This is a genomic window from Paraburkholderia sp. GAS334, assembly GCF_050436625.1.
Taxonomy (GTDB): domain Bacteria; phylum Pseudomonadota; class Gammaproteobacteria; order Burkholderiales; family Burkholderiaceae; genus Paraburkholderia.
The window spans coordinates 64,342-88,107 of record NZ_JBNDMO010000011.1 but is presented as its reverse complement, the minus strand read 5'-3'; the positions used below and the strand labels follow the sequence as shown (position 1 = coordinate 88,107).

At 63.2% G+C, this 23,766-nt stretch carries 23 protein-coding genes; 13 read left to right on the top strand and 10 right to left on the bottom strand.

The features are described 5' to 3' along the window. Window positions 1–20: 20 nt before the first annotated feature. The 3 genes from P3T21_RS21005 to P3T21_RS20995 form a co-directional block, all read right to left on the bottom strand. Window positions 21–1,427, bottom strand: a complete 1,407-nt coding sequence (locus tag P3T21_RS21005; RefSeq protein ID WP_429257873.1) for a sigma-54-dependent transcriptional regulator — start codon at window positions 1,425–1,427, stop codon at window positions 21–23. A 270-nt stretch (window positions 1,428–1,697) separates the two neighbouring features. Next, on the bottom strand, window positions 1,698–1,967 hold the full coding sequence (locus P3T21_RS21000; protein ID WP_429257872.1) for a hypothetical protein: 270 nt from the start codon (window positions 1,965–1,967) through the stop codon (window positions 1,698–1,700). Between the two features lie 66 nt (window positions 1,968–2,033). After that, complete coding sequence (locus P3T21_RS20995; protein ID WP_429257871.1) at window positions 2,034–2,351, bottom strand: DUF883 family protein; 318 nt, start codon at window positions 2,349–2,351, stop codon at window positions 2,034–2,036. 472 nt (window positions 2,352–2,823) lie between these two features. Here P3T21_RS20995 and P3T21_RS20990 point away from each other — a divergent pair, with 472 nt between their 5' ends. The 3 genes from P3T21_RS20990 (at window position 2,824) to P3T21_RS20980 (ending at window position 5,286) form a co-directional block, all read left to right on the top strand. Then, entirely contained in the window at window positions 2,824–3,879 is a 1,056-nt protein-coding gene (locus P3T21_RS20990) for a sigma-54 interaction domain-containing protein (RefSeq protein WP_429257870.1), read from the top strand. A gap of 358 nt (window positions 3,880–4,237) precedes the next feature. After that, window positions 4,238–4,768 carry a hypothetical protein gene (locus P3T21_RS20985; RefSeq protein WP_429257869.1) on the top strand — a complete coding sequence of 177 codons (531 nt, stop codon included), beginning with the start codon at window positions 4,238–4,240 and terminating at the stop codon, window positions 4,766–4,768. Continuing rightward, the gene (locus P3T21_RS20980) at window positions 4,765–5,286 is read left to right on the top strand and encodes a hypothetical protein (RefSeq protein ID WP_429257868.1); all 522 of its coding nucleotides are present in this window, start codon (window positions 4,765–4,767) and stop codon (window positions 5,284–5,286) included. Before P3T21_RS20985 ends, P3T21_RS20980 begins: the two co-directional genes overlap by 4 nt. 114 nt (window positions 5,287–5,400) lie before the next feature. Here the strand turns inward: P3T21_RS20980 and P3T21_RS20975 are convergent, their stop codons facing one another. Together P3T21_RS20975 and P3T21_RS20970 are read right to left on the bottom strand one after the other, a co-directional pair. Further along, window positions 5,401–6,744, bottom strand: coding sequence for an AAA-associated domain-containing protein (locus P3T21_RS20975; protein ID WP_429257867.1), 1,344 nt, complete (start codon window positions 6,742–6,744; stop codon window positions 5,401–5,403). Between the two features lie 12 nt (window positions 6,745–6,756). Beyond that, window positions 6,757–8,508, bottom strand: coding sequence for an ABC transporter permease (locus P3T21_RS20970; RefSeq protein WP_429257866.1), 1,752 nt, complete (start codon window positions 8,506–8,508; stop codon window positions 6,757–6,759). A 701-nt stretch (window positions 8,509–9,209) separates the two neighbouring features. Between P3T21_RS20970 and P3T21_RS20965 the strand changes: the two genes are divergently transcribed. Continuing rightward, window positions 9,210–10,889, top strand: coding sequence for a sensor domain-containing diguanylate cyclase (locus P3T21_RS20965; protein ID WP_429258029.1), 1,680 nt, complete (start codon window positions 9,210–9,212; stop codon window positions 10,887–10,889). A 115-nt stretch (window positions 10,890–11,004) separates the two neighbouring features. Further along, window positions 11,005–11,271 (top strand): hypothetical protein, encoded by a 267-nt coding sequence (locus tag P3T21_RS20960; RefSeq protein WP_429257865.1) that lies wholly within the window; start codon window positions 11,005–11,007, stop codon window positions 11,269–11,271. A 90-nt stretch (window positions 11,272–11,361) separates the two neighbouring features. On the opposite strand, the gene P3T21_RS20955 is transcribed toward P3T21_RS20960, so the two are convergent. Next, window positions 11,362–12,687, bottom strand: a complete 1,326-nt coding sequence (locus P3T21_RS20955; RefSeq protein ID WP_429257864.1) for an ATP-binding protein — start codon at window positions 12,685–12,687, stop codon at window positions 11,362–11,364. After that, a complete protein-coding gene (locus P3T21_RS20950; RefSeq protein ID WP_429257863.1) occupies window positions 12,671–13,396 on the bottom strand; it encodes a response regulator in 726 nt (241 codons plus the stop codon). The genes P3T21_RS20955 and P3T21_RS20950 overlap by 17 nt, the downstream gene beginning before the upstream one ends. Before the next feature lie 233 nt (window positions 13,397–13,629). Between P3T21_RS20950 and P3T21_RS20945 the strand changes: the two genes are divergently transcribed. Together P3T21_RS20945 and P3T21_RS20940 are read left to right on the top strand one after the other, a co-directional pair. After that, window positions 13,630–14,181 (top strand): periplasmic heavy metal sensor, encoded by a 552-nt coding sequence (locus P3T21_RS20945; RefSeq protein ID WP_429257862.1) that lies wholly within the window; start codon window positions 13,630–13,632, stop codon window positions 14,179–14,181. 34 nt (window positions 14,182–14,215) lie between these two features. Then, window positions 14,216–14,380 (top strand): hypothetical protein, encoded by a 165-nt coding sequence (locus P3T21_RS20940; RefSeq protein WP_429257861.1) that lies wholly within the window; start codon window positions 14,216–14,218, stop codon window positions 14,378–14,380. Between the two features lie 2 nt (window positions 14,381–14,382). Here the strand turns inward: P3T21_RS20940 and P3T21_RS20935 are convergent, their stop codons facing one another. Continuing rightward, window positions 14,383–15,081: a pirin family protein gene (locus tag P3T21_RS20935; protein WP_429257860.1), complete on the bottom strand. Its 699-nt coding sequence runs from the start codon at window positions 15,079–15,081 to the stop codon at window positions 14,383–14,385. A gap of 667 nt (window positions 15,082–15,748) precedes the next feature. Here P3T21_RS20935 and P3T21_RS20930 point away from each other — a divergent pair. The 4 genes from P3T21_RS20930 (at window position 15,749) to P3T21_RS20915 (ending at window position 19,667) form a co-directional block, all read left to right on the top strand. Further along, window positions 15,749–16,438 carry an ABC transporter permease gene (locus tag P3T21_RS20930; protein WP_429257859.1) on the top strand — a complete coding sequence of 230 codons (690 nt, stop codon included), beginning with the start codon at window positions 15,749–15,751 and terminating at the stop codon, window positions 16,436–16,438. Continuing rightward, window positions 16,435–17,148, top strand: a complete 714-nt coding sequence (locus P3T21_RS20925) for an ABC transporter permease (RefSeq protein ID WP_429257858.1) — start codon at window positions 16,435–16,437, stop codon at window positions 17,146–17,148. The genes P3T21_RS20930 and P3T21_RS20925 overlap by 4 nt, the downstream gene beginning before the upstream one ends. A 17-nt stretch (window positions 17,149–17,165) precedes the next feature. Beyond that, window positions 17,166–17,948: an ABC transporter ATP-binding protein gene (locus tag P3T21_RS20920; RefSeq protein ID WP_429257857.1), complete on the top strand. Its 783-nt coding sequence runs from the start codon at window positions 17,166–17,168 to the stop codon at window positions 17,946–17,948. Window positions 17,949–18,515: 567 nt separating this feature from the next. Further along, window positions 18,516–19,667, top strand: a complete 1,152-nt coding sequence (locus tag P3T21_RS20915; protein ID WP_429257856.1) for a porin — start codon at window positions 18,516–18,518, stop codon at window positions 19,665–19,667. Between the two features lie 168 nt (window positions 19,668–19,835). Here the strand turns inward: P3T21_RS20915 and glnK are convergent, their stop codons facing one another. Both glnK and P3T21_RS20905 read right to left on the bottom strand, forming a co-directional pair. After that, window positions 19,836–20,174, bottom strand: a complete 339-nt coding sequence (gene glnK, locus P3T21_RS20910) for a P-II family nitrogen regulator (RefSeq protein ID WP_074265470.1) — start codon at window positions 20,172–20,174, stop codon at window positions 19,836–19,838. Between the two features lie 111 nt (window positions 20,175–20,285). Next, the gene (locus tag P3T21_RS20905) at window positions 20,286–21,974 is read right to left on the bottom strand and encodes an NAD+ synthase (protein WP_429257855.1); all 1,689 of its coding nucleotides are present in this window, start codon (window positions 21,972–21,974) and stop codon (window positions 20,286–20,288) included. 162 nt (window positions 21,975–22,136) lie between these two features. Here P3T21_RS20905 and P3T21_RS20900 point away from each other — a divergent pair, with 162 nt between their 5' ends. Both P3T21_RS20900 and P3T21_RS20895 read left to right on the top strand, forming a co-directional pair. After that, a complete protein-coding gene (locus tag P3T21_RS20900; RefSeq protein WP_429257854.1) occupies window positions 22,137–23,306 on the top strand; it encodes a GNAT family N-acetyltransferase in 1,170 nt (389 codons plus the stop codon). Window positions 23,307–23,407: 101 nt separating this feature from the next. Further along, window positions 23,408–23,749 (top strand): GIY-YIG nuclease family protein, encoded by a 342-nt coding sequence (locus P3T21_RS20895; protein ID WP_429257853.1) that lies wholly within the window; start codon window positions 23,408–23,410, stop codon window positions 23,747–23,749. The last annotated feature ends 17 nt before the right edge of the window (window positions 23,750–23,766 follow it).

The window sequence follows — 23,766 nt, the reverse complement described above, 5'->3', positions numbered from 1 at the left end:
CCGGGTCCGGCTCTGAAAACTCAGGCGTCTGCGTCGCCCAGCGCGCGGGATTCGTCGTCCGCTTCGCCTTCCGCAAGACGGCTCGCGTCGTTGCCATATTCGACGAGCCGGTTGTACAGCGTCTTCAGGCTGATGCCGAGAATCTCCGCCGCGCGCGTTTTCACGCCGCCGCATTGTTCGAGCGTCGCGAGAATCAGCTGGCGGTCCGCTTCGGCGAGCGATGTGCCAAACGGAATCGTCACCGCCGTGCCCGCTGCCGGCTTCGACAGCGAGATCTGCAGCGGCACGGTCGCCGTGCTGTCGGACTCGGCGCCGGACATGATGTGCGCCCGCTGCACATAGTTCTTCAGTTCGCGCACGTTGCCGGGCCACGGGTACGACATCAGCATGTCCTTCACCGCCTGCGGGAAGTGCTTTTTCGTGCTGTGACGCTCGTTCAGTTCATCGAGGAAGGCCTGCGCGAGCAGGTCGACGTCCTTGCCGCGCTCGCGCAGCGGCGGCAGGCTGATCGGAAACACATTCAGCCGGTGATACAGATCGAGACGCAGCTTGCCTTCGAGCACGGCCTGCTCAGGATCGCGATTCGTCGCGGCGATCAGGCGCACGTCGGTCTCGATTTCCTTCGTCGTACCGACGCGCATGAACATGCCGGTTTCGAGCACGCGCAGCAGCTTGACCTGAAGTTCGACCGGCATCTCGGTAATTTCATCGAGGAACAGCGTGCCGCCGTTCGCGCGTTCGAAATAGCCCTTGTGCTGACGGTCAGCGCCCGTAAACGAGCCGCGCTCGTGGCCGAACATTTCCGACTCGATCAGGTTCGGCGAGATCGCGCCGCAGTTCACCGCGAGAAACGCGTGCTTGCGACGCAGACTCAACTGGTGAACCGTCTGCGCGGCGACTTCCTTGCCGGTGCCCGATTCGCCGACCAGCATCACCGAGGCCGCCGTCGGCGCAACGCGGCTGATCTGGTCGTAGACCTCCTGCATCACTGGCGAATTGCCGAGCATTAGCCCAAAGCGGCCCATGCGGCGTAGTTCGCCACGCAGGTTGCCGATCTCGGCTTTCAGATCACCGGGGCGCGGGAGCCGGCTCAAAATCGCCTTCACGCGCTGCATGTTGATCGGCTTCACGAGATAGTCGGTGGCGCCCATCTTCAGCGCATTCACCGCCGACTCGACCGTCGCATGCCCGGTAATGACAATGACCTCGACGCCGGACTGCGGATCGAGATCTTCGAACAGATCGACGCCGCTGCCGTCCGGCAGTTTGAGGTCGGTGAAAATCACGTCCGGCGTCTGCCGGACAAGCTGGATGCGCGCTTCACGCAGATCACCGGCCGTGACTGTCGTCAGACCGTCTTCTGTGATGATGGTGGCGAGCGCCTCGCGGGTACCTGGATCGTCATCGACAATCAATACGTGTGGCATTGCGTCTCGAAAGCGAGGGAAGCGTTGGGCGATCGCATTGACAGACGCATCGAACCCGCCGATAGCAGGACGCCGGATGCCCGGCGCACTGCAAAAACCGCACGGCCGGTGTGCGGTGATGATCGACCTGGATTCGATCGGCCCGGTCAGGACCCGGTGCGGCTGTGCAACAATCGGCGGCTGCGAGCGAGCCTGAACGCCTCATTGTTGTGGGTTCATCATTGTACGGCCTTACTACGGCCACACACCTCTATCTTATTGCGAGGCCGATCAGCTATGCGGAAACGGCCACGGCTCGCCTGATGTGCCGGTGTGGCCGGCGCCGTTGGCGGCGCCATTCGCAACGCTATTACTGGCGGTTTTCGCCGCTGCGACCGCCGGCTGCGCAGGCGTAACGACGTTACCGCCTTCGCCTTCCCAGCGGTTCAGATCGCGGCTCAAAGACACTTGCGCTGCGCGCTGCCGTTGCGACCAGCGCCATGCAAGGATGCCGCCGACAGCCACCAACGCGCCGAAAATGCCGATTCTGGGTTGTGCCATGTCGAACTCCTCCTGATCGCAAACCTGAAAAATCGCAGCAAAGCGCACAACAAAGCGAAACGTGGCTCAGCGCGCCAACAGCACGCCCAGCAAAAACCCGATTCCGGCCCCGACACCAACGGCCTGCCAGGGGTTGTCGCGTACGTAACGATCGGCGTTGTCAGCGGCGACGCGGTAGCGCTGCTTCGCTGCCGATTGCGCGTCGCCGAGCGCGAGCTGCATCGAGTCGACATGGGTGCGCAGACGTTCGCGCAATGCCTCGACGCCCTCGCCCGGGACGGCCGTCGCGAGTCGCAACATTTCCTCGGAGTCGGTCAGAAGCACCCTCAGGTCTTCGACGATTTTTTGCCTGCCAAGTGCAAGCTGGGCCGTGGTGTCGCTCATGATCAAAATACTCCTCATTGTTCGAAAAGACATCCGCTGACGTCCAGCGTCGCGCGGCCGTCCACCCAACGGCCGCACGCAGTGCGCGATGCAGGATGCGCGCGGTATGTGATAGCTGCTGCACGCAATCGCATGCAATCCGCGCGCCAGATGCCTGGCGTCGGCCCTCTTATGTCGATCGATTTCGGACGGACGAGTTCCGGCCGGGTACGCCGCGCTTGCGCGACGCCATGTTTCGGTCGATATTGCCGATTGCTAATGACAAATATGTCGTTAGTGCCGTTTATCGATCGACTCGCCAACCCGTGCGGCACACACACCCGTTTGATCGCGGCCATGCGGTCGCGCGCATTGCGGTGAAAGGTGCGCGAGTGGTTAAATCGCATTTACGAGATACTGAATCGACGCGGTTCGCCAGTCGCGCGAACCTGCACCGCCACAACGAAGAACATTTTTGCAGGACAACGTGTTTATGGCGTCAATCGATCTGGACTCGCCCGCTGTCGCCAGAGGCGGCGGCGCGGCGCAGACGAAGCAACGCGTCCCGGGCGACATCGCCGGCCTCAGGTCATATGGCCTGCTGTACGGCTCGTCGCCGGTAATGCTTGAGTTGTACGAGCAGATTAAACGCGTCGCCGCCACCGACGCGACCGCGTTGATCATCGGTGAATCGGGCACAGGCAAGGAACTGATCGCCCGCACGATTCACGGTCAGAGCGCGCGCCGTGACGCGCCGTTTATTGCCGTGAACTGCGGCGCGATTCCTGACGAGCTGATCGAAGCCGAACTCTTCGGCCACGAGAAAGGCAGCTTCACGGGCGCCGTGCAGGGGCGCATCGGCTACTTCGAGCACGCAAATGGCGGCACACTGTTCCTCGACGAAATCACCGAGATGGCGCCGGTGCGCCAGGTCAAACTGCTGCGGGCGCTCGAGACCGGCACGTTCTTTCGCGTCGGCGGGAGCGAGCTGATTCGCGCCGACGTGCGCGTGATCGCGGCGACCAACCGCGATCCTGTCGTCGCAATGAAGGAGAACGGGCTGCGCGAGGACCTGATGTACCGCCTGGCTGTGTTTCCGCTGCGCGCGCCGCCGCTGCGTGAACGCGAGAACGACCGCGAACTGCTCGCGCATTACTTCCTTGCCGCGATGAACCAGCAGGAAGGCACGAACAAGAGCTTCAGCAAGCGCGCGATCGAAACGCTGCGAACGTGGTCGTGGCCGGGGAATGTGCGCGAACTGAAGAACGCCGTCTATCGGGCGTTCATCCTCGCGGAGAAGACGGTCGAGTTGCCGCATCCACATCTCGCGTCGCGAGTCAAAAAGCCGGTGACGCAAGGTGACGCAATGAGCGTATGGATCGGCACGCCGCTCGCCGACGCGCAGAAGCAGATCATTCTCGGCACGCTGAAGTACTGCGGCGGCGACAAGCGTCGCGCGGCGAAGGCGCTCGGCGTGAGCCTGAAGACGCTGTACAACCGGCTCGGCACGTACGGCAGCGAAGACGGCGTCGAAGAAGAAAGCGAATAGCCGGCGCGCCGTCCGCTCGCGCCGGACTTCTCCTGAACGCGACATCTTTATCGTTACGACACGACGATGAATACGCGATGCCGTTACGGGCACTTGCAGTCCTGAAAATCAGAAAGCGCGTCGAATGCCGCCGACCATCCAGAAGCGCTTTTGACATGCATCAGGATTTGCAATTGCTTGCACTTTTCTCCTGCCATTTACAAATCGCATCCTGCAAAATGCTGCGGCAAGAAAGGACGTAAATAACGCGTCGTCTGGCTGCTGCCGCGCAGGGCGCGTGGTGGGCCGGCGGACGTCGCAAGCAGGAGCAATACAGGGAATGATGATCAGGATGCACCGGGCCAACGGAGCCCAGCGGATGAGCGTCAGCGCGCTCTCCGTGCTTGTGTCGCTTGTCGTCGTCACGACGGCGAGCTTGAGTGGATGCAACTCGGTCTATTCAGAAGGTGCGACCGCCGGCGCCGGTATCGCCGGCGCCGCCATCGCTTCCAGCGTCACCAATAACGCAGCCGTTGCAACCGGCATCGGCCTGGGCGCAGTCGCCGCTGCACGCGCCGGCGTCCAGTACTCGCAGCGCGTCGTCCACCGCGATACGCAGGATCGCATCGCGCAGGCCGCCGGCCCACTCGACGTCGGCGCTGTCTCCCCATGGAGTGTCACGCACTCGGTCCCGATCGAAGACGACGAGCACGGCCGCGTCACCGTCAGCCGCACGATCAGCACAGGCGCGCTCGACTGCAAGGAGATCGTCTTCTCCGTCGACAAAACCGCAACGCAGAACGTGCCGGCCAGCACGGCGTTCTACGTCGCTTCGATCTGCCGCGACGGCACCGCCTGGAAATGGGCGCTGGCGGAACCGGCCACCGAACGCTGGGGCGCGCTGCAATGAGTGCGGCTGCCCGTGTACGGCTCGCACTGGCCACCGCCGTCTGCGTGAGCGCCAGCGTGTTGATGAGCGGGTGCTCGTCGACGTCGGTCGGCGCCGCGAGCGGCGCAGCGGCAGGCGTCGCAACCGGTCTCGTCACGGCGAACCCGGCTGTCGGCATCGGCGTCGGCATCGCGGTGCAGGCAGCGACCGACGAGGTGGTCAAGCGCTACATGCGCGACATGCATAGCGACCAGCAGGACCTGATCGCGGCGCTCGCGGGCGCGATGCCGGTCGGCGAGACGCGGCCGTGGAGCGTCAGGCACACAATGCCCATCGAGAACGGCCACGGCCAGGTTCGCGTCACGCGCGCGTTCACATCGGCGCTCGCGATCTGCAAAGACTTCGTGTTCTCAGTGAAGGACGGCGACGATCCCGGCGCGCACGAAGCCTGGTACACCGGCAGCGCGTGTCAGCAGCAGAAGGGCTGGAAGTGGGCACTGGCCGAACCGGCCGTGGATCGCTGGGGCAACCTGCAATAGCGTCTTCTGACGTTCGCGTGATGTTGACAGGCGCCGCGTCATGACAAAAGGCCGTGCAAACCAGATGCACGGCCTTTTGTCGTTTCGCTTCCCGCACGACCTTCCAGACAGCAATCAGGACTCGACGTCTTCCAGACTGAAAATTTCGGTCTGGTCGTTATACGAGAAGATCTCGCCATAACGGCCCCAGTTGATGACGGCGTCGAGCGTCTCTTCGGCGGCCTTGTCGGAGAGGAAATCTTCCAGTTCCTGTTCGAAGCGCACGCGCGGCGCGCGATGCCCCGGCCGTTCGTTCAGTACCTTCTTGATCCGCGCGGCGAGCGGCACATGCCGCAGCAGATGTTCGGCAAACATCATCTTCCGTTCCTGCGTGCCGAATTCCGAGAACACGCGCGCCGGCGGCGTCAGGAAAATATCGCCTTCGCGCACATCGGCGAAACCGAGATGCTGCAGCACTTCGGCGACCGGGAACAGATCGTCGACCTCCAGATGCAGCGAACGCGCGATTTCCGGCATGTCGGCGCGGCCGTGGTACGGCGCGGCGGCCAGCGTCTCGATCAGACCGGCCATCAGGTTGGTCGACACATGCGGCAGCCAGCTGCTGAGCTCCAGCCCCTTGCGGGTTTTTTCGTCGGTCTGGCGCGCCGTCATCTTGGCGTAGATCTCGTCGACCAGACGCCGGAACGCCGGGTCCAACCGGTTACGCGGATGCTTGAACGGCACCTTGATCTCGGCGATCACGCGGCCGGGATTCGACGACAGCACGAGGATCCGGTCGCACATGAACACCGCTTCCTCGATGTTGTGCGTGACGATCAGCACCGACTTGATCGGCATGCGCCCCTGCGTCCACAGGTCGAGCAGGTCGGTACGCAGCGTTTCGGCGGTCAGGACGTCGAGCGCGGAGAACGGCTCGTCCATCAGCAGCAACGTCGGATCGACCACCAGCGCGCGCGCAAAGCCCACGCGCTGACGCATGCCGCCCGACAGCTCGCGCGGATACGCGTTCTCGAAACCGTCGAGACCGATCAGGTCGATCGCCGCCAGCGCGCGCTCGCGACGCTCGCGCGCCGGAACACCCTGCGCCTCGAGTCCCGCTTCCACGTTCTGCAGCACGGTCAGCCACGGGAACAGCGCGAAGGTCTGGAACACCATCGCGACGCCTTCCGCCGGGCCGTCGAGCGGCTTGCCCATATACGTGACTTCGCCGTCGGTCGGCTCGATCAGGCCAGCGATGATGCGTAGCAGCGTCGACTTGCCCGAGCCCGAGCGGCCCAGCAGCCCAACAATCTCGCCTTCACGCAGCGACAGGTTCGCATCGTCGAGGACGAGCAGTTCGCCCTGGGTCTTGTTAAAGCCACGGCACACGTCCTTGACGCGCAGGATCTCCTCGCCGAGACGGGGTGGCATCGGCGGCGTCTGGATCGGCGCGGCGGCTACGGCTTTCGGGTTTTGCATCGTGTTTCGCTCTCAATCGAGTCGAAGCTTTGCTTCGGCGTAGGCGTACATCGGACGCCACAACAGGCGGTTGAACAGGGTCACGAACAGCGACATGACGGCGATACCGAGAATGATCTTCGGATAATCGCCCGCTTCCGTATTCTGCGCGATGTAGGCGCCGAGGCCGTGCGCGACGACCTTGGTATTACCCCACTGCACCGCCTCAGCGACGATGCTCGCATTCCACGCGCCACCCGACGCGGTGATCGCGCCCGTCACGTAGTAAGGAAAGATGCCCGGCAGCATCGCCTGACGCCACCATTGCCAGCCGCGAATGCGGAAGTTGGCGGCCGCCTCGCGATAGTCGTTCGGATACGACGTTGCGCCGGCAATCACGTTGAACAGGATATACCACTGCGTGCCGAGCACGATCAGCGGCGACAGCCAGATATCCGGGTTCAGGTGAAAGCGCACGATCACGATCACGAATACCGGAAACAGCAGGTTCGCCGGGAACGCAGCGAGAAACTGCGCCAGCGGCTGCATCTTTTCGGCAAGCTTCGGACGCAGCCCGATCAGCACGCCGATCGGCACCCACACCACGGAAGCAATCGCGATCAGCACAACCACGCGCAGCAGCGTGATGAGCCCGAGCACGAACGCGTGACCGACTTCATCCATCGTCACGCCGGTGCGCACGTAGCTCACCACGCGATACACCACATACACGGTTGCGATCAGCACGATGACCGACCACACCATGTCGCCCAGCTTCGACGACTTCTCGCGCTGAGGAATCTGGAAGCCCACGCGGTCGAACGACGGCAGGCGCAGCGGCACGCGCGCCGCCTTCGCGAACAGCCAGCCGAGCGGTACGAGCAGCCGGTGAATCAGCCGCGTGCGGCGGATCAGATCGAGCAGCCATGACTCCGGTGCGTTGCCCGAACTGGTGGTTTCCATGCGGAACTTGTCGGCCCACGCGACGAGCGGCCGGAACAGGAACTGGTCGTACGCGAGGATCACGACGGTCATCGTCAGGATCACCCAGCCGATCGCGTGCAGATCCTTTTCGGAGATCGCCGCGGCCAGATACGCACCGATGCCCGGCAGCGTGATCGAATGATTACCGACTGTAATGGCTTCGGACGCGACGACGAAGAACCATCCGCCCGACATCGACATCATCATGTTCCAGATGAGGCCCGGCATCGAGAACGGCACTTCGAGCTTCCAGAAACGCTGCCAGGACGTCAGGTGAAAGCCGCGTGAGACTTCGTCCAGATCGCGCGGCACCGTGCGCAGCGACTGGTAGAAGCTGAACGTCATGTTCCACGCCTGGCTCGTGAAGATCGCGAAGATCGCCGCGAGTTCGGCGCCGAGCACGCGCGCCGGGAACAGCGCGAGAAAGAAGGTGACCGTAAACGAGATGTAGCCGAGCACCGGCACCGACTGCAGGATGTCGAGAATCGGCACCAGCACCTGTCCCGCGCGACGGCTCTTCGCGGCGAGCGTGCCGTACACCAGCGTGAAGACCAGCGACGCGACCATCGCTGCGAGCATGCGCAGCGTGGTGCGCATCGCGTATTCGGGCAGATTCGCCGGGTCGAGCGAGATCGCCTGCGTCTGCAGGGTGGAAATCGGCGCCATCGTCTCGTGGAAACCGATCGCCGCCATCGCGATGATGCAGATGATCAGCGGAAAGGCGACGAAGTCCCAGCGATTGGGCAGCACCCGCCATGCCGACGCATTGGCGGTGCGGTTCAGGTTGAAACCGAAGTCCATCAGACGCCCTCCCCGTGCACTGGAGCGAGAGGGGCAGCCATCGCGTCGGCTGCGGCAGCAACGCACGCCGGGCGGGCAGCAGGCGCCGCGCGCACGCTGCAACGGTCGAGGAATCGGTCCGGAAAGCGGAATTCAGGCATGGCTAGACGCTTATGCGCGGTAAATCGTTGGCGTTGGGGACGCGTTGACCGGTTGCAGGGCGAGCCGTGCGGCGAATCACGCCGACTTCCCGCTCCCGCCCGGCACCCGCCACCACTGGGGCCGCCCGAAGGCTGGCGAGCTTTCCTCGTTTTGGACGGCACGACACTACTACAACCTGTGTTTCAGGCACAACCTCGGGCACCACTTTTACATCTAATGCGTGTCATTCAGGTCATCCGGCCGGCAGACGTTCCCCGAAGGCGTCGCGTGCGAGCCACATCCGGTAAACCCGTGTCCCCATTCAGAAAAAGCCCCGGTGAGCCGTTAAAGATCCTGATGAGTGGTCACGCGATGCAATATGCGCCTCTCCAGACGCCGCGCGACGGTTAAAATCACAGGGTGGCGAGCAGCGCCTGGATTTTCCGGCGACCTGCAACGCCCTGCTGTCCAGGTCCACAGGTACAACGCGGGTAAGAATCAGCGCCGGTGCGCTGCCACGCATGACCCTGTCGCATTTAACAGTCAGACGGATCGAACGGATCAAGCAGATCAACACGCCGATGAACAGGACAACCTTGCGCCAGGCAACCGGGCCGGTCAGTTTCTTGCTGATCGTGCTCGTGTGCTGGTTCGTCGCGGGCATGATCGCGGACCGGATGGTACAGCAAGAGCTGAACGCCGCGATGCGAGCGCAGGAGCAGATGTCGCTGTCGATCGTCGACAACATGGCGGAAGTGGTCGCAAGCGATCTCGCCATGTCGCGCGCCATCCCGGCCACGATGGCCGAACTGGGCGTCGTCCAGCACGCGCTGACGCAAACGCAGAATTATGCCGCGAACAGCGCCGGCGCGGAACCTGCTCATCAGGATGAACTGCTCCACATCCCCGAACTGGCGTCCGTCAGCAGCTTTCTGCATGACGCACAAGGTTTTTCAGGCCTCGACTCCATCTGGCTCGTGAACTCGAACGGGGTGTGCGTCGCGTCGAGCAGCGCGCGGAACGAGCAAAGCTTCGTCGGCATCGATATGCGCACGCGCGGCTATCTGGCCAGCACGCTGCTCGGCGCGTTCGCCGAAGCGTACGGCGTCGGCAGGGCGAGCGGCGAGCCGGGCATCTTCATCTCGGCGCCGGTCTACGACGACGGCATACTGGTCGGCGCGGTCGTCGCCAAGGTCGGCATCGCCCGGTTGCGCCACTGGGTCGCGCACGCCGGCACCTTCGTCGCCGACGAAAACGGCGTCATCATCATGGCGCACAACAGCGCGCTCGAAGGGCGCGCGCTGCCCCGCTCGCGGGTCACGCAGATGCCCGTCGCCGAGCGGATGAGCATCTATCGCCGCGACGCCTTCCCCGAAATCGAGATCCGCAAGGCCGGTCACGATGTGTCCCGGCAGGCGCCCTGGTTTCCCGAAGCGCAGGCGGCCAAGCTCGTCGAGATGCCGGAGCGCCACGATCCGTCGCTCTACCAGTCGCGCATCGGGCTGAACTCCGGGCTGTCAGCGCATCTGTTCGATCCGGTGACGGCGTATCCGGAACTCGTGCGCAATCACAAGCGCGACCGTCTGCTCGTGTTTCTGACGCTGACCGGTCTGGCGGCGCTCGCGTGGGTGATCACTGTTTCCTATATGCGCGAGCGGCGTCACCATCGCGCGACCCGCGATCTCGCCGAGCAGTTGCAGTCGGCCAATACGCTGCTGTCGGCCGAAGCACGCCACGACGCGCTGACCGGCGCCCTCTCGCGACGCTATTTCCTCGATCTGCTGCGGCGGGAGATCGACGGCGCGCGCGCCGCGCGCGAACCGATGTGCGTCGCGATCGCCGATCTCGACCATTTCAAGCAGATCAACGACCGCTTCGGCCACGCGGCCGGCGACCGCGCGCTCGAGCATTTCGTCGACACCTGCCGCGCCGAGCTGCGCGGCGGCGATTCGATCGGCCGGCTTGGCGGCGAGGAGTTCGGCATTTTGCTGCCGGCCACCTCGCTGCCGGCGGGCCTCGAAGTCGTCGAGCGGCTGCGCAAGCGGCTGAAGGCCGCACCTTCGACGAAGCTGCCTTCGTCGGCGGCACTGAGCGTCAGCATCGGCATTACCGAACTCTCGCCGGAAGACCTGCCCGAACGCATCATGAGCCGCGCCGACCTCGCGCTCTACGCGGCGAAGTCTGGCGGCCGCGACCGTAGCGAAGCCGTCCCGCCGGACGACACTGCGCCGCCCGCGCGCGCCGCCGCGTCGGTCTGGTGACCGGCTCCGTTCGTACGGCCACGTCGACCGGAACGAGCGCCGGATTCCCCCGAAAGAAGCAGGTATCATCAACTTTCATACGAAGGTTGTTGCCACCGTCTACCGGGAGAGTCGCATGAAGGGAAATCTGGTCATCGTCTGTCGCGATCAGGATGCTGTCGCGTTCGACCATTTGCTGGCCGAATATGGCTCGTTCCAGACACGGCTATCGTCGACGGCCTGGTATCTGAAGCTCGAAGTTGCGCCGGAAGTGATTCAGGAGGAAATTCTCGCGCGCCTCGGCAAGTACACGACCCACTATATCTTCGAGGCGGAAACGGTCACGTGGAATACGGTCGACAGCGACGCCGCCACCGCCCTCAATACGCTTTTCACTGAATAAATGAGCGCGGCCGAAGGCGGACGCGCCCGGCCGGCTGGCCGCTGGCGCGTCCTGCTATATAGGTGATCTGATCCGGGGCACCGCGCCGGCCTACCTTCCCCAGGCGCTTTCCGTCGTAGTCGCTTCGCCACGCGGCAGGACGTCGAAGGCGAAGCTCATCAGGACACGCAAACCACGTCCTTCGTGGTTGCCGATTTCCCACTCCCCGCCCGCACGCCTGACCAGCCGCTCGACGATCGCGAGACCCAGGCCGCTATGGCCATTGCCGCCGCGCGCCGGATCGAGCCGCACGAACGGCCGGCTCGCGCTGATCAGATCGTGCGCGGCAATGCCGTTGCCGTTGTCGTAGACCGACAGCGTGAAGCCCGTGGCCGTGCGCGCCGTTTCGACGACGATCGGCGGCGCGCCATACGCGTGCGCATTGTCGAGCAGATTGGACAGGATGCGATCGAGCGTCGCGGCCGGCAGACGGAATCCCTGACCGGCGTTCAGCATCGTCAGCACGGCAGGCGCACCGGCCGCAACCGCGCGGTAGCTGCGCACCACGCGCTCACATTGCATATCGACCGCTACGGCTTCGCTGCGGTCCGCGCCGTCGTGGGCGAAGACCAGGAACTGGTCGACGATATGCGCCATCGAATCGACGTCGCGCACCACGCCGTCGCGCACCTTGGCCTCTTCCATCATCTCGGCGCGCAGGCGCAGCCGCGCGAGCGGCGTCTTCAGATCGTGCGCGACGCCTGCCAGCATCACGGCGCGGTCGTTTTCCGTGCTCGCGACCTCCTGAACCATCTGGTTGAAGCCGTGCGTAAGTTGCCGCAGTTCACGCGGGCCACGTTCGGGCACGGGCGGCACCGGCTGCCCGCGGCCAAATCGCGCGACAGCCTGCGCGAGCGAGCGCAGCGGCTGCTGCAACTGCCACGCGGCGAAGAGCGCGGCCATCACGCCAGCTGAAAAAATGATGACGAGCCACCAGACCGTCCGGTCGAGCGGACGCGGCGGCCTGAGCGGCTGCACCGGGACGACGATCCAGCTATGGTCGGCGGCCGTGCGCACCCACAGCGAGGGCGGCTTGCCGGGCATACCGATGCGCACCTGCGTGCCGGCGGGCATCCGGTCCCGAACATCGTCCACAAAACGCTGCAGCCCGGCCGGCAGATCGGTGGCGATGGCGGGCACGTCCGGACTCGCCGGATCGACCAGACGTACGCGCGAAGGCAGCGGCTGATCCGGCGAACGCGCGACGTGCTGACGCACCGCATCGACAAGGAAGGTGGCTTCTTCGACCGCGTAGCGCGCCTGTAGCTGGCTGCGATCGAGACGCATCAACGCATACCACGCGAAATGCGAGATCAGCAGCACACTGACGACCAGCAGCGCCAGTCGTCCGAACAGCGAATCAGCTGGCCGACGCATGTTGCTCGCCGTCAGGCACGAACACGTAGCCGCGACCGCGCACCGTCTGGATGAAACGCGGCGTGGACGGATCGGTTTCGAGAATGCGACGCAGGCGCCACACCTGCACGTCGATGCCGCGGTCGGTACCGTCGTATTCCGGACCGTGCAGCAGTTCGAGCAGGCGTTCACGCGTGAGCGTACGCATCGGGTGGTTCACGAAGATCTTCAGGAGCGCGAATTCGCTGCCCGACAGCGTCAGCGGCCGGCTGTCCTGGCTCAGCGTACGTGACTGGAAGTCGAGCGTGAATCGCCCGAACGCGAACGGCTCGCGCTGCTCGGGCGCGGCCGCCGACGGCAGCGTGCGACGACGGCGCAGCACCGCCTGCACGCGGGCGAGCAGTTCGCGCGGGTTGAACGGCTTGCCGAGGTAGTCGTCCGCACCGAGTTCGAGGCCGACAATGCGATCGACGTCATCCGCGCGCGCGGTCAGCATGATGACCGGGATGTCGTCGCCGGAAGCGCGGAGCTTTCGCAGCGCCGTCAGGCCGTCGACACCCGGCATCATCAGGTCGAGCACGATCAGGTCCGGCCGCTCGCGTTCAAGCCGGCGTTCGAGAGAACCGGCGTCATGCAGCACCGAGACTTCGATGCCCTGCCGGGCCAGATAGTCGCGCAGAAGATCGCGCAGTTCGACGTCGTCATCGACGACCAGAATTTGAGTAGCCATGGGACGAAGTTTAACGCGCGCGAACCCCCGTTTTCGACACAAACCTCCCGCAAAGGGTTACTGGGTGTTACCGCGAAAGGCGTACGTAATGTCGTGTAATGGCCGCGGTCATGCGTGTAACACGCGGCGCTCCGGCCACCCCTACGCTGTGTCTAACCGAATGCGGGCCTTCTCACTCTCTCGAGATCACGCGGCCTGCCCGTCGGCCTGGATCAATACAAAGGAGTCGCTCCATGTCTACAAAAACTTCACGCTTTCTCGCCGTTGCCGCTTCATCTCTCGCGCTGAGTCTCGGCATCGCCTACGCTGCGCAGCCTGCTGCGCCTATGGGTGGTCCCGGCGGCCCCGGTGGTCCTGGCGGCTGGCACGGTCACTTCATGAAGGAGCTGAGCCAGTTGCACGGCCAGCTGAACCTGAACGCGGATCAGGAGAAGCAATGGCAAACCGCGCTCGACACGATGAAGCAGACGCACGAAGCCGAACGCGCGAATCATGACCAGATGAAGCAGCAGTTCAAGTCGATGCAACAGCAACCGATTCTCGACCTGAACGCGATGTACGCCGCCCATCAGAAGATCGAGCAGCAGGACGCACAACTGCGCGGGCAGAGCGCGAACGCGTGGCTCGCGTTCTACAACGGCCTGAACGATCAGCAGAAGACGACCGTCAGCACAGCGCTCAAGCAGCGCTTCGCCAAGATGGAAGAACGCCACGAGAAGATGCACGAGCGTTGGGAACAGCATCGCGGCGCGGCGCCGGATGCGGCTTCGGCGGTCAAGCCGTAAGTACTTCGTGCTTATGGATGACCGGGCGCGCTTCGTGATCACCAGAACCAGCGAAGCCGTCCTGATCCTGCGGGTGTCACGCGCCGCCTGCAGGACGCATGAAAAAACGCCACGGGTGTTGATTCCGTGGCGTTTCTTTTTGTCGCTCGCGTTGCGGACCCGCACCCCCGGCCTGCAAGGCCGGGCCAGGCTGACGTGAGGTCAGCCCAGATCAAACAGCAACACTTCTGCCTGGGTGCCCTTTTCGAGCGTCACCGTGTCGACGTCGGACAGCATCGCCGCATCGCCGGCCACCAGCGCTTCGCCGTTGACCGTCACGCCGCCGCGCGCGACCTGCACATAGACACGCCGTCCGGCTGGCACCGCATGGTCGGCGCGCTCGGCGCCGTCAAAGAGGCCGGCGTGGATCGATGCATCCGAATGAATCGTCACCGAACCATCGCGCCCATCCGGCGAGGCGACCACGCGCAGGCGGCCACGTTTGTCGGCGTCGTCGAAGTGCTTCTCTTCGTAGCCGGGCTGGTCACCGCGACGGGCCGGCAGCACCCAGATCTGCAGCAGATGCAGCGAGTCTTCCTTCGACGCGTTGAACTCACTGTGCATCACGCCCGTGCCGGCGCTCATCCGTTGCACGTCGCCGGGACCGATCGTCGAGCCGTTGCCCATGCTGTCCTTGTGCGCGAGCGCGCCTTCGAGCACGTACGTAACGATCTCCATGTCGCGATGGCTGTGCGCACCGAATCCTTCGCCTGGCCCGATCACGTCTTCGTTGATGACGCGCAGTGGCCCGAACTGCATATGGTCCGGATCGTAGTAATCGGCAAACGAAAAGCTGTGATACGAGTCGAGCCAGCCGTGGTTGGCGTGACCGCGTTCGTCGGAGCGGCGAATCTGCAGCATGTCGATCTCCCGTCAGTATTGAGCGATGCGCAGAATGTATGGGCATGCGGCACAAAGCACAATCCGCACGGGCGCACAGCATCGTTTCACCGGTGACGGCAATCGCGCGCGCCCATGACAGGCTGCACGCCAGGGGTATGCCCGACCCTGGATAAAGCTTCGGTGGCGCACGCCGGCTGTTCGGGTAAAATACCGCGCTTTTCGGTCGGACGGACTTGTGCCGCACGCCCTTGCGCCGCCCGCGGTAGTCCAGCGAGCGGATCAATGTGGCGCCTGCGCGGCAATTTTGTCCGCCTAGAATAGCGACGGCGAGCCAGACATGGTGACCGCTGGCCGGATATCCGGCCATCGATTGCCACCGCGCGCCGGCGGAAACTTGCGAAGGGAGACCGGGCCGGTACCAATGGGCCGGACGGGGGTTCTGGTTATACAGTCGGAAAAAGCGCTGCTCCGCCGGCGACGACATGGCAGGTAGCCCGCAGAAGGCGGGAAGCCTGGCGTGTTTCGCGGCCCCGGATCCGGGGCACGGCGAGGCAGTCACGAATCGCACAGCGGCCCGCTGTGCGTCGGGCGTCCTGCCGGATCGACGGATCCACCGGCTGGAGGGCGCACGACGCACGCAGATCGCGTCTTTTGCGGCGTCGAGACGCGTCGTCAAGGACTTCATATGTTTCTTCAAGGCTACGGCCCGATCATCCTTGCCGGCACCTGGCAGACCGTCAAACTGGCGGTGTTGTCACTGGCATTCGCGTTTCTCCTCGGGCTGCTGGGCGCGGGGGCGAAACTGTCGAAGAACCGCGTGTCGCACGGCGTCGGCACGCTGTATACAACCCTGATTCGCGGCGTCCCCGATCTCGTGCTGATGCTGCTGCTCTTCTACAGTATCCAGATCTGGCTGAACGACCTGACCGACCTGATCGGCTGGCAGCAGATCGACATCGACCCGTTCGTCGCCGGGGTCATCGTGCTGGGCTTCATCTACGGCGCGTATTTCACCGAGACCTTCCGCGGCGCGTTCCTCTCGGTGCCGCGTGGCCAGCTCGAAGCGGGTTCAGCGTACGGCATGAGCGGGTGGCAGGTGTTCTCGCGGATCATGTTCCCGCAGATGATGCGCTTCGCGCTCCCCGGCATCGGCAATAACTGGCAGGTGATGGTCAAGGCCACTGCGCTGGTGTCGATCATCGGGCTCGCCGACGTCGTCAAGGCTTCGCAGGACGCCGGCAAGGGCACGCTGCGGTTCTTCTTCTTCACGCTGCTGGCCGGCGCGATCTACCTCGTCATCACCACCGTCTCGAACTTTGTGCTGATGTACCTCGAAAAACGTTACTCGACCGGTGTGCGAAAGGCGGACCTATGATCGGGCTGATCCAGGAATACTGGCGCAACTATCTCTTCACCGACGGCTACCGCTTCACTGGCCTCGCCATTACGATGTGGCTGCTGGTCGTGTCGATCGGGCTCGGCTTCTGTCTGTCGATCCCGCTCGCGGTCGCGCGCGTGTCGAAGAAGAAATGGCTGTCGCGCTCGGTGTGGCTGTATACCTATATATTCCGCGGCACGCCGCTCTATGTGCAGCTGCTGCTTTGCTACACGGGCCTCTACAGCCTCGAAGTCGTCCACACGCACGTGCTCACCGACGCGTTCTTCCGCAACGGCATGAACTGCACGCTGCTCGCGTTCACGCTGAACACCTGCGCATACACCACCGAAATCTTCGCGGGCGCGATCAAGGCGACGCCGTATGGCGAGATTGAAGCGGCTCGCGCGTACGGCATGTCGCAGTTCACGCTGTATCGCCGGGTGATCCTGCCTTCGGCGCTGCGCCGCGCGTTGCCGTACTACAGCAACGAAGTGATCCTGATGCTGCACGCCACCACCGTCGCCTTCACTGCGACCGTGCCGGACATCCTCAAGATCGCGCGTGACGTGAATTCCGCCACCTATCAGTCGTTCGGAGCGTTCGGCATTGCCGCCCTGCTCTACCTCGTCGTTTCTTTCACGCTCGTGTGGCTGTTCCGCCGCGCCGAGCACCGCTGGCTCGCCTATCTGCGGCCGCAGGGCAAGTAAGCCTGACAAGGACACAGATGAAATCCAGCAAACAGAAACTATTCGTCGACGAACTCCACAAGCAGTACGGCGACAACGAAGTCCTTAAAGGCGTCTCGCTGAAAGCGAATGCCGGCGATGTGATCAGCGTCATCGGCTCGTCCGGCTCGGGCAAGAGCACGATGCTTCGCTGCATCAACTTCCTCGAACAGCCGAACTCGGGCCGCATCTTTGTCGACGGCGAGGAAGTGCGTACGGCGAAGGACAACCGCAACGGCGCGCTGCGCGTGGCCGACCACAAGCAGTTGCAGCGCGTTCGCACCAAACTCTCGATGGTGTTCCAGCACTTCAACCTGTGGTCGCACATGTCGGTGCTGGAGAATGTGACCGAGGCGCCTGTCAACGTGCTCGGCCTGCCGCGCCGTGAAGCCGAGGAGCGCGCCCGTCAGTACCTCGAAAAGGTCGGCCTCGCGCCGCGCGTGGAGAAACAGTATCCGTCGCATCTGTCGGGCGGCCAGCAGCAGCGCGTGGCGATCGCCCGCGCGCTGGCGATGCATCCCGACGTGATGCTGTTCGACGAGCCGACTTCGGCGCTCGACCCGGAGCTTGTCGGCGAAGTGCTGAAGGTGATGCAGACGCTCGCCGAGGAAGGCCGCACGATGATCGTCGTCACGCACGAGATGGCGTTCGCGCGCAACGTGTCGAACCACGTGATGTTCCTGCATCAGGGGCGCGTCGAAGAGGAAGGTCATCCGGACGAAGTGTTCAGGAACACGAAGAGCGACCGCCTCAAGCAGTTCCTGTCGGGCAGCCTCAAATAGAAACTACGGACTTGTAGTTTATGTAGTTTTACAAGGCGCTTTCAGCGCCTTGTTTTATTTCGGTCACCTGCACGTTGAATGTGCATTTCATCCCAGCATGTGCGCAAAAACACGGTCGAAGCGCTTTACTCCTCACGATTTCCGCCGTCAATAGTGACAATCCTTGACTGAGTGCCCGCCGAACCGTGATTCCCTTGTCGGACAAGGGTTTAAGCGCTTTTTTACGCATCTGTCGAAGAGCAGCGCGCACATTCGTATTGCAATTTGGCGACACCTGTTTGGGACACGTCGATTTTCTTCGCCAGGTAGGGGTATTTTTGCTAAATTAGTAACCAAAGTAGCAAAACAAAGTTCGATAAAAGTAGTTTCACTTCATACGACGCACAGGAGATACCGGTCGACGAGGGATCGGGCGTGACGTAAAGATGGCCGCAACGAGGCCGCGCGTCATCAACATACGACCCCGGCCGCAAAGCTCTCTGGTACGAGATTTCTGTTCGGCGCTTCTGGCGTCCGGACACCATTCGCAGTACTGGGTTTACTTTTTGACAGGGTATGGAGGAGAAGATGAAGAAAGCTTTGCTCGCGGCATCGCTGCTGACGTTCGGCGTGGCGGCACACGCACAGAGCAGCGTAACGCTGTATGGGCGCCTGGATGCCGGCCTTGAGTACATGTCCGGTGTTCCGACAAACCCGAGCGCTACGGGCGCAGCAACCAGCAGCTCGCACCGCTTCCGCGCGGAAAGCGGCGACTGGGGTACCAGCCTGTGGGGCATGAAGGGTGTTGAGGACATTGGTGGCGGCAACAAGGTGCTGTTCCAGCTGGAAGGCTCCTTCAACACCATGACGGGCGCAGGCCCGGGCGGTGGCGGTCTCTTCAATCGCTGGGCAACGGTCGGTATGTCGAACGATCAGTTCGGTACGCTGCTGTTGGGTCGCGAGCTCTTCATCTCGAACGGCGTGTGGGACTTCGATCCGTTCGGTCAATCGAACTGGTCGTCGGCGTCGCTGGTGCGTGGTCGTAACTGGCCGCAATCGAGCAACAACGTGTCGTACCAGTCGCCGAAGTTCGCAGGCTTTGACTTCTACGGTCAGTACGCACTGTCGAATGCGACGAACTGGAACGGCAACGGCACGACCACGCAAGGTCGTGAAGCTGGCGCGCAGATCACCTACACGAATGCCCTGTTCCAGGTTCGCGGCCTGTACGACGAAATCCGCAACCCGGCAAATGGTTCGCTGTACGGCGTGCAAACGGGAGCGATCAACAACGCCAACGTTGGCGGCGGCGTATTCTCGGCATCGCGCGAATACTCGGCTCTCGTGAACGTGTTCCTCGGTCAGTTCAAGGTCCAGGCTGCTTACCAGGCGATCCGCTCGTCGGGTGCTACGGGCGTTCTGCCGGGCCAGCCGACGACGCTCAATCACGAATGGGGCGGTGTGACGTGGCAAGCAACGCCGGCAGCTGCACTGATCGCAGCGGTGTACCACGTCAATGGCAACAATGGCGCGGGCAACGCAACGATCTACACGGTTGGCGGTTCGTACAACCTGTCGAAGCGCACGCTGCTCGACCTCCAGGTCGCGACGACGCAGAACAGCAAGTCGGCTAACTACGGCCTGAATGCCAACAACCCGGGTACGTCGGTGGGTACTGACAACCCGCTGCCGGGCCACAGCCAGACCGGTGTGTACGCAGGTATTCAACACTCGTTCTAATCAAACGGTGTAATCAGAACAGTTAAAGAGAAGTTTTCACGCTGCTGCGAGAGGCGCGTATCGGTGCGGTACCCGAAAGGGTATCGCACCGTTTTTTATTTCTGGCATACCCATACAAAAGCACCAGCGTGGTGCAACGCCGGCGCCTGATCTCGGCTTTCCCCTACATCACACTGCGGCTTCGTTTTCCTCGCCGGTGCGGATGCGGATCACCCGCTCGACTTCCGCGACAAAAATCTTGCCGTCGCCGATCTTGCCCGTGCGTGCCGCACCGATGATCGCGTCGATGACCTGATCGCATTGATCGTTCGCCACCACCACTTCGATCTTCACCTTCGGCAGGAAATCGACGACGTATTCCGCGCCGCGATACAGCTCGGTGTGGCCCTTCTGGCGTCCGAAGCCTTTGACTTCCGTGACGGTCAGCCCGGTCAGCCCGACTTCGGCCAGCGCTTCGCGCACTTCGTCGAGCTTGAACGGTTTAATGACTGCGGTGATGCGTTTCATGGCGGGCCTCATCCAGGTCGAGAGATTGAACAGATTGAAAACGGAACGAATGCTTTTGATTCTACGCCGCGCCAGACACGTTGCGAGTAGTCCGTCGCAGCAGATGCGATCTCATTCGACGGGTTCCGTGTAACGCGACGTGATCGGATAACGCCAGTCGCGGCCAAACGCGCGATGCGTGACGCGGATGCCGATCGGCGCCTGACGCCGTTTGTACTCGTTGATCTTGATGAGACGCGTGACACGTTTGACGTCTTCGACCGCGTATCCGGCGGCGATGATTTCCGCGAGCGAGCGGTCCTCTTCCATGTACATGCGCATGATCGCGTCGAGCACGTCGTATTCAGGCAGGCTGTCCTGGTCGGTCTGGTTCTCGCGCAGTTCCGCCGACGGCGCGCGCGTGAGAATCCGCTCCGGGATGATCTCCTGCTTCGCGAACGTGGTCGCCGCATTCCGGTAGTGGCACAGACGATAGACGAGCGTCTTCGCGATGTCCTTGATGACGGCGAAGCCGCCGGCCATATCGCCGTACAACGTGCAATAACCGACAGCCATCTCGCTCTTGTTGCCGGTCGTCAGCACGATCGAGCCGAACTTGTTCGACAAGGCCATCAGCAGCGTGCCGCGAATACGGGCCTGGATGTTTTCCTCGGTGGCGTCTTCGGCGCGGCCGGCGAACTCATCCGCGAGCGAAGTGCGGAACGCATCGAACATCGGCGCAATCGCGATTTCGTCGTAGCGCACGCCGACGCGGCGCGCCATCTCGGCAGCGTCGGTCGTGGAGATATCGGCGGTATAGCGCGACGGCATCATCACCGCGCGCACGCGGTCGGCGCCGAGCGCATCGCATGCAACGGCCAGCACCAGCGCCGAATCCACGCCGCCTGACAGGCCAATCAGCGCGCCGGGAAAGCCGTTCTTGTTGATGTAGTCGCGCACGCCCATCACGAGCGCCGCGTAGACCTGCGCTTCGATCGACAGTTCGGGCGCGATCGCGGAAGGCACGGGCGTGGCGCCATCGAATTCGACGATCGCGTGCCCTTCCTCGAACTGTGCCATCTTCGCGACTACTTCGCCCTTTGCGTCGAGCACGAACGAGCCGCCGTCGAACACGAGTTCGTCCTGCGCGCCGACCATGTTCACGTAGACCATCGGCAGACCCGTCTCGCGGATCCGCGAGCGCAGGATATCGACGCGCACCGCTTCCTTGTTCAGGTGATACGGCGAGCCGTTCGGGATCAGCAGCACCTGCGCGCCCGCCGCCTTCGCGATCTGCGCCGCGGACGCATGCCACACGTCCTCGCAGATCACGACGCCGTAGGTCACGCCATCGAGATCGAACACGAACGGCTGCGGGTCCGTGGCGAAATAGCGCTTCTCGTCGAACACTTCGGTGTTCGGCAGATCCTGCTTGCGATACGTGCCGACAATCTCGCCATCGACGATCAGCGACGCCGCGTTGAATGTATCGACGGGCGGCACGCCGCGCTCGATTGGCGCGTTTGCATTACCATGGCCGTTCGCCGGGTCGCGATGCGGATGCCCGACGATCACGCGCAGGCCCTTGAAAGGCTTCAGTTGCGCGGCGAGATCGGCCAGCGCCGCGGCGCTCGCGGTGTAGAACGCGGGACGCAGCAACAGGTCTTCGGGTGGATAGCCGGAGAGCGCAAGTTCCGGCGCGACCAGCAGCTTCGCACCATCGTTGTGCGCAGCGCGGGCCGCGTTGACGATCTTCGCGACGTTGCCGGCGAAGTCGCCGACGGTGACATTGAGTTGGGCTAGAGCGATTCGGGTCTTCATGGCAGAACGTGGGAGGCGGGCCCGCAGCCTGACGGCGAAGGCAGCAACAGTGGTTCGTTGCAACAGACGAACCGACGGACGAAACGAAACCCGGTGCAATCACGGACGACGCAGCGCACATCGTGCAGCCAGACGTCGAACAGAGTGGAACGGTCATACAGATTGAATCAGGAACGCTTTAATTATCGCACGGGCATTCTGGCGTCGCCGCTCGAGGTGGACGCCGTCGAATGGAACGCGCTCCTCGCACGGCAGTCGCAACCGACGCCGTTTCTGCGCCACGAATTCTTGAGCGCGCTGCACGCGACGCGTTGCGCCGTGCCCGACACCGGCTGGGCGACGCAGTTCGTCACGCTCACCGATGAGCGCACGGGACGTCTCGAAGCCGCCGCACCGGTGTATCTCAAGGGACATTCATACGGCGAGTATGTGTTCGACTGGGCCTGGGCGGATGCGTACAAGCGCAACGGCGTGCCCTACTATCCGAAGCTGCTGTGCGCGGTGCCGTTCACGCCGGTGCAGGGCAACCGGCTGCTTGCCAGCAGCGAACACGCGCTGCGCCACCTCGCCGCGACGGTGATGGCGTTTGCCGAACAGGCGGACGTATCGTCGCTGCACGTGCTCTTCCCGACCGAAACCGAAGCCGAAGCGCTGACCGATCTCGGCATGATGCAGCGCGAAGGCGTCCAGTTTCACTGGCTCAACGACGGCTATCAGACCTTCGACGACTTCCTGTCGACGCTCGAACAGAAGAAGCGCAAGAACATCCGCGCCGAGCGACGCAAGGTGCATGACGCGGGCGTCACGTGCCGCCGCATCCGCGGCGAGGATGCCACGGATGCCGACTGGCGCTTCTTCAGCAAATGCTATCGGCAGACGTACCGGGAGCACTTTTCGACGCCGTATCTGAACCTCGACTTCTTCCGGATGATCGGCGAAACGATGCCTGAAAATCTGCTGCTCGTGATCGCGGAATTCGAAGGCAAGCCGATCGCGAGTTCGCTGGTCGTCTATCAGCGCGACGAAAAAACCGGCGGCACGCTGTATGGACGCTACTGGGGTGCGCTCGAACACGTGCCGTGCCTGCACTTCGAAACGGCGTACTACCAGCCGCTCGAATTCTGCATCGAGGAGAAACTCGGTGCTTTCGAAGGCGGCGCGCAGGGTGAGCACAAGATGGCACGCGGCTTCCTGCCGACCGTCACGCGTTCAGCGCACTGGCTCGCGCATCCGGCGTTCTCGGATGCCGTCGCACAATTCCTCGCAGGCGAAACGGGCAACATCCACGCATATGTCGACGAACTGCGCGAACACAATCCGTTCAAGGGCTGATTTACTGACGCTGACGGCTTTTCGTCGGGTTACGGCTACGGGTTTCTATGGGAAACTCGTGGCCATCCCTCTTTCCCAGGACGTGTTGTTTCCTGCCCCGTATGCCGTGGTTTCTCTACCTGATTGAATGCGAAGACGGCAGTGTCTACACCGGCATTGCGGTCGATGTGCAGGCGCGCTTTGACAAACACGTCAGCGGCACCGGCGCGCGCTATACGCGCTCGCGCAAACCGCGACAGCTGCTCGCTTCGTTTGAACTCGCCGACCGGTCGAGCGCTTCGCGCGCCGAGTACTGGGTCAAGCGGCTGACGGCTGTTGAAAAACGCGCGCTGGCTGCCGGCGCGCGCACGCTTGAATCGGTGTTGCCCGTGGTCGATGCGGTCGATGTGGTCGAGCCAGAGGCCGAGCCTTCGGAAGCCGGCGGGGCGTCTGGAAAAGCATAAGAAATCGCGCGCCGCCC

Excerpts from the sequence above, each read along its gene's own strand:
- P3T21_RS21005 (WP_429257873.1), bottom strand. The coding sequence starts at position 1,427 with ATGCCACACGTATTGATTGTCGATGACGATCCAGGTACCCGCGAGGCG.
- P3T21_RS21000 (WP_429257872.1), bottom strand. The coding sequence starts at position 1,967 with ATGGCACAACCCAGAATCGGCATTTTCGGCGCGTTGGTGGCTGTCGGC.
- P3T21_RS20995 (WP_429257871.1), bottom strand. The coding sequence starts at position 2,351 with ATGAGCGACACCACGGCCCAGCTTGCACTTGGCAGGCAAAAAATCGTC.
- P3T21_RS20990 (WP_429257870.1), top strand. The coding sequence starts at position 2,824 with ATGGCGTCAATCGATCTGGACTCGCCCGCTGTCGCCAGAGGCGGCGGC.
- P3T21_RS20985 (WP_429257869.1), top strand. The coding sequence starts at position 4,238 with ATGAGCGTCAGCGCGCTCTCCGTGCTTGTGTCGCTTGTCGTCGTCACG.
- P3T21_RS20980 (WP_429257868.1), top strand. The coding sequence starts at position 4,765 with ATGAGTGCGGCTGCCCGTGTACGGCTCGCACTGGCCACCGCCGTCTGC.
- P3T21_RS20975 (WP_429257867.1), bottom strand. The coding sequence starts at position 6,744 with ATGCAAAACCCGAAAGCCGTAGCCGCCGCGCCGATCCAGACGCCGCCG.
- P3T21_RS20970 (WP_429257866.1), bottom strand. The coding sequence starts at position 8,508 with ATGGACTTCGGTTTCAACCTGAACCGCACCGCCAATGCGTCGGCATGG.
- P3T21_RS20965 (WP_429258029.1), top strand. The coding sequence starts at position 9,210 with ATGAACAGGACAACCTTGCGCCAGGCAACCGGGCCGGTCAGTTTCTTG.
- P3T21_RS20960 (WP_429257865.1), top strand. The coding sequence starts at position 11,005 with ATGAAGGGAAATCTGGTCATCGTCTGTCGCGATCAGGATGCTGTCGCG.
- P3T21_RS20955 (WP_429257864.1), bottom strand. The coding sequence starts at position 12,687 with ATGCGTCGGCCAGCTGATTCGCTGTTCGGACGACTGGCGCTGCTGGTC.
- P3T21_RS20950 (WP_429257863.1), bottom strand. The coding sequence starts at position 13,396 with ATGGCTACTCAAATTCTGGTCGTCGATGACGACGTCGAACTGCGCGAT.
- P3T21_RS20945 (WP_429257862.1), top strand. The coding sequence starts at position 13,630 with ATGTCTACAAAAACTTCACGCTTTCTCGCCGTTGCCGCTTCATCTCTC.
- P3T21_RS20935 (WP_429257860.1), bottom strand. The coding sequence starts at position 15,081 with ATGCTGCAGATTCGCCGCTCCGACGAACGCGGTCACGCCAACCACGGC.
- P3T21_RS20930 (WP_429257859.1), top strand. The coding sequence starts at position 15,749 with ATGTTTCTTCAAGGCTACGGCCCGATCATCCTTGCCGGCACCTGGCAG.
- P3T21_RS20925 (WP_429257858.1), top strand. The coding sequence starts at position 16,435 with ATGATCGGGCTGATCCAGGAATACTGGCGCAACTATCTCTTCACCGAC.
- P3T21_RS20920 (WP_429257857.1), top strand. The coding sequence starts at position 17,166 with ATGAAATCCAGCAAACAGAAACTATTCGTCGACGAACTCCACAAGCAG.
- P3T21_RS20915 (WP_429257856.1), top strand. The coding sequence starts at position 18,516 with ATGAAGAAAGCTTTGCTCGCGGCATCGCTGCTGACGTTCGGCGTGGCG.
- glnK (WP_074265470.1), bottom strand. The coding sequence starts at position 20,174 with ATGAAACGCATCACCGCAGTCATTAAACCGTTCAAGCTCGACGAAGTG.
- P3T21_RS20905 (WP_429257855.1), bottom strand. The coding sequence starts at position 21,974 with ATGAAGACCCGAATCGCTCTAGCCCAACTCAATGTCACCGTCGGCGAC.
- P3T21_RS20895 (WP_429257853.1), top strand. The coding sequence starts at position 23,408 with ATGCCGTGGTTTCTCTACCTGATTGAATGCGAAGACGGCAGTGTCTAC.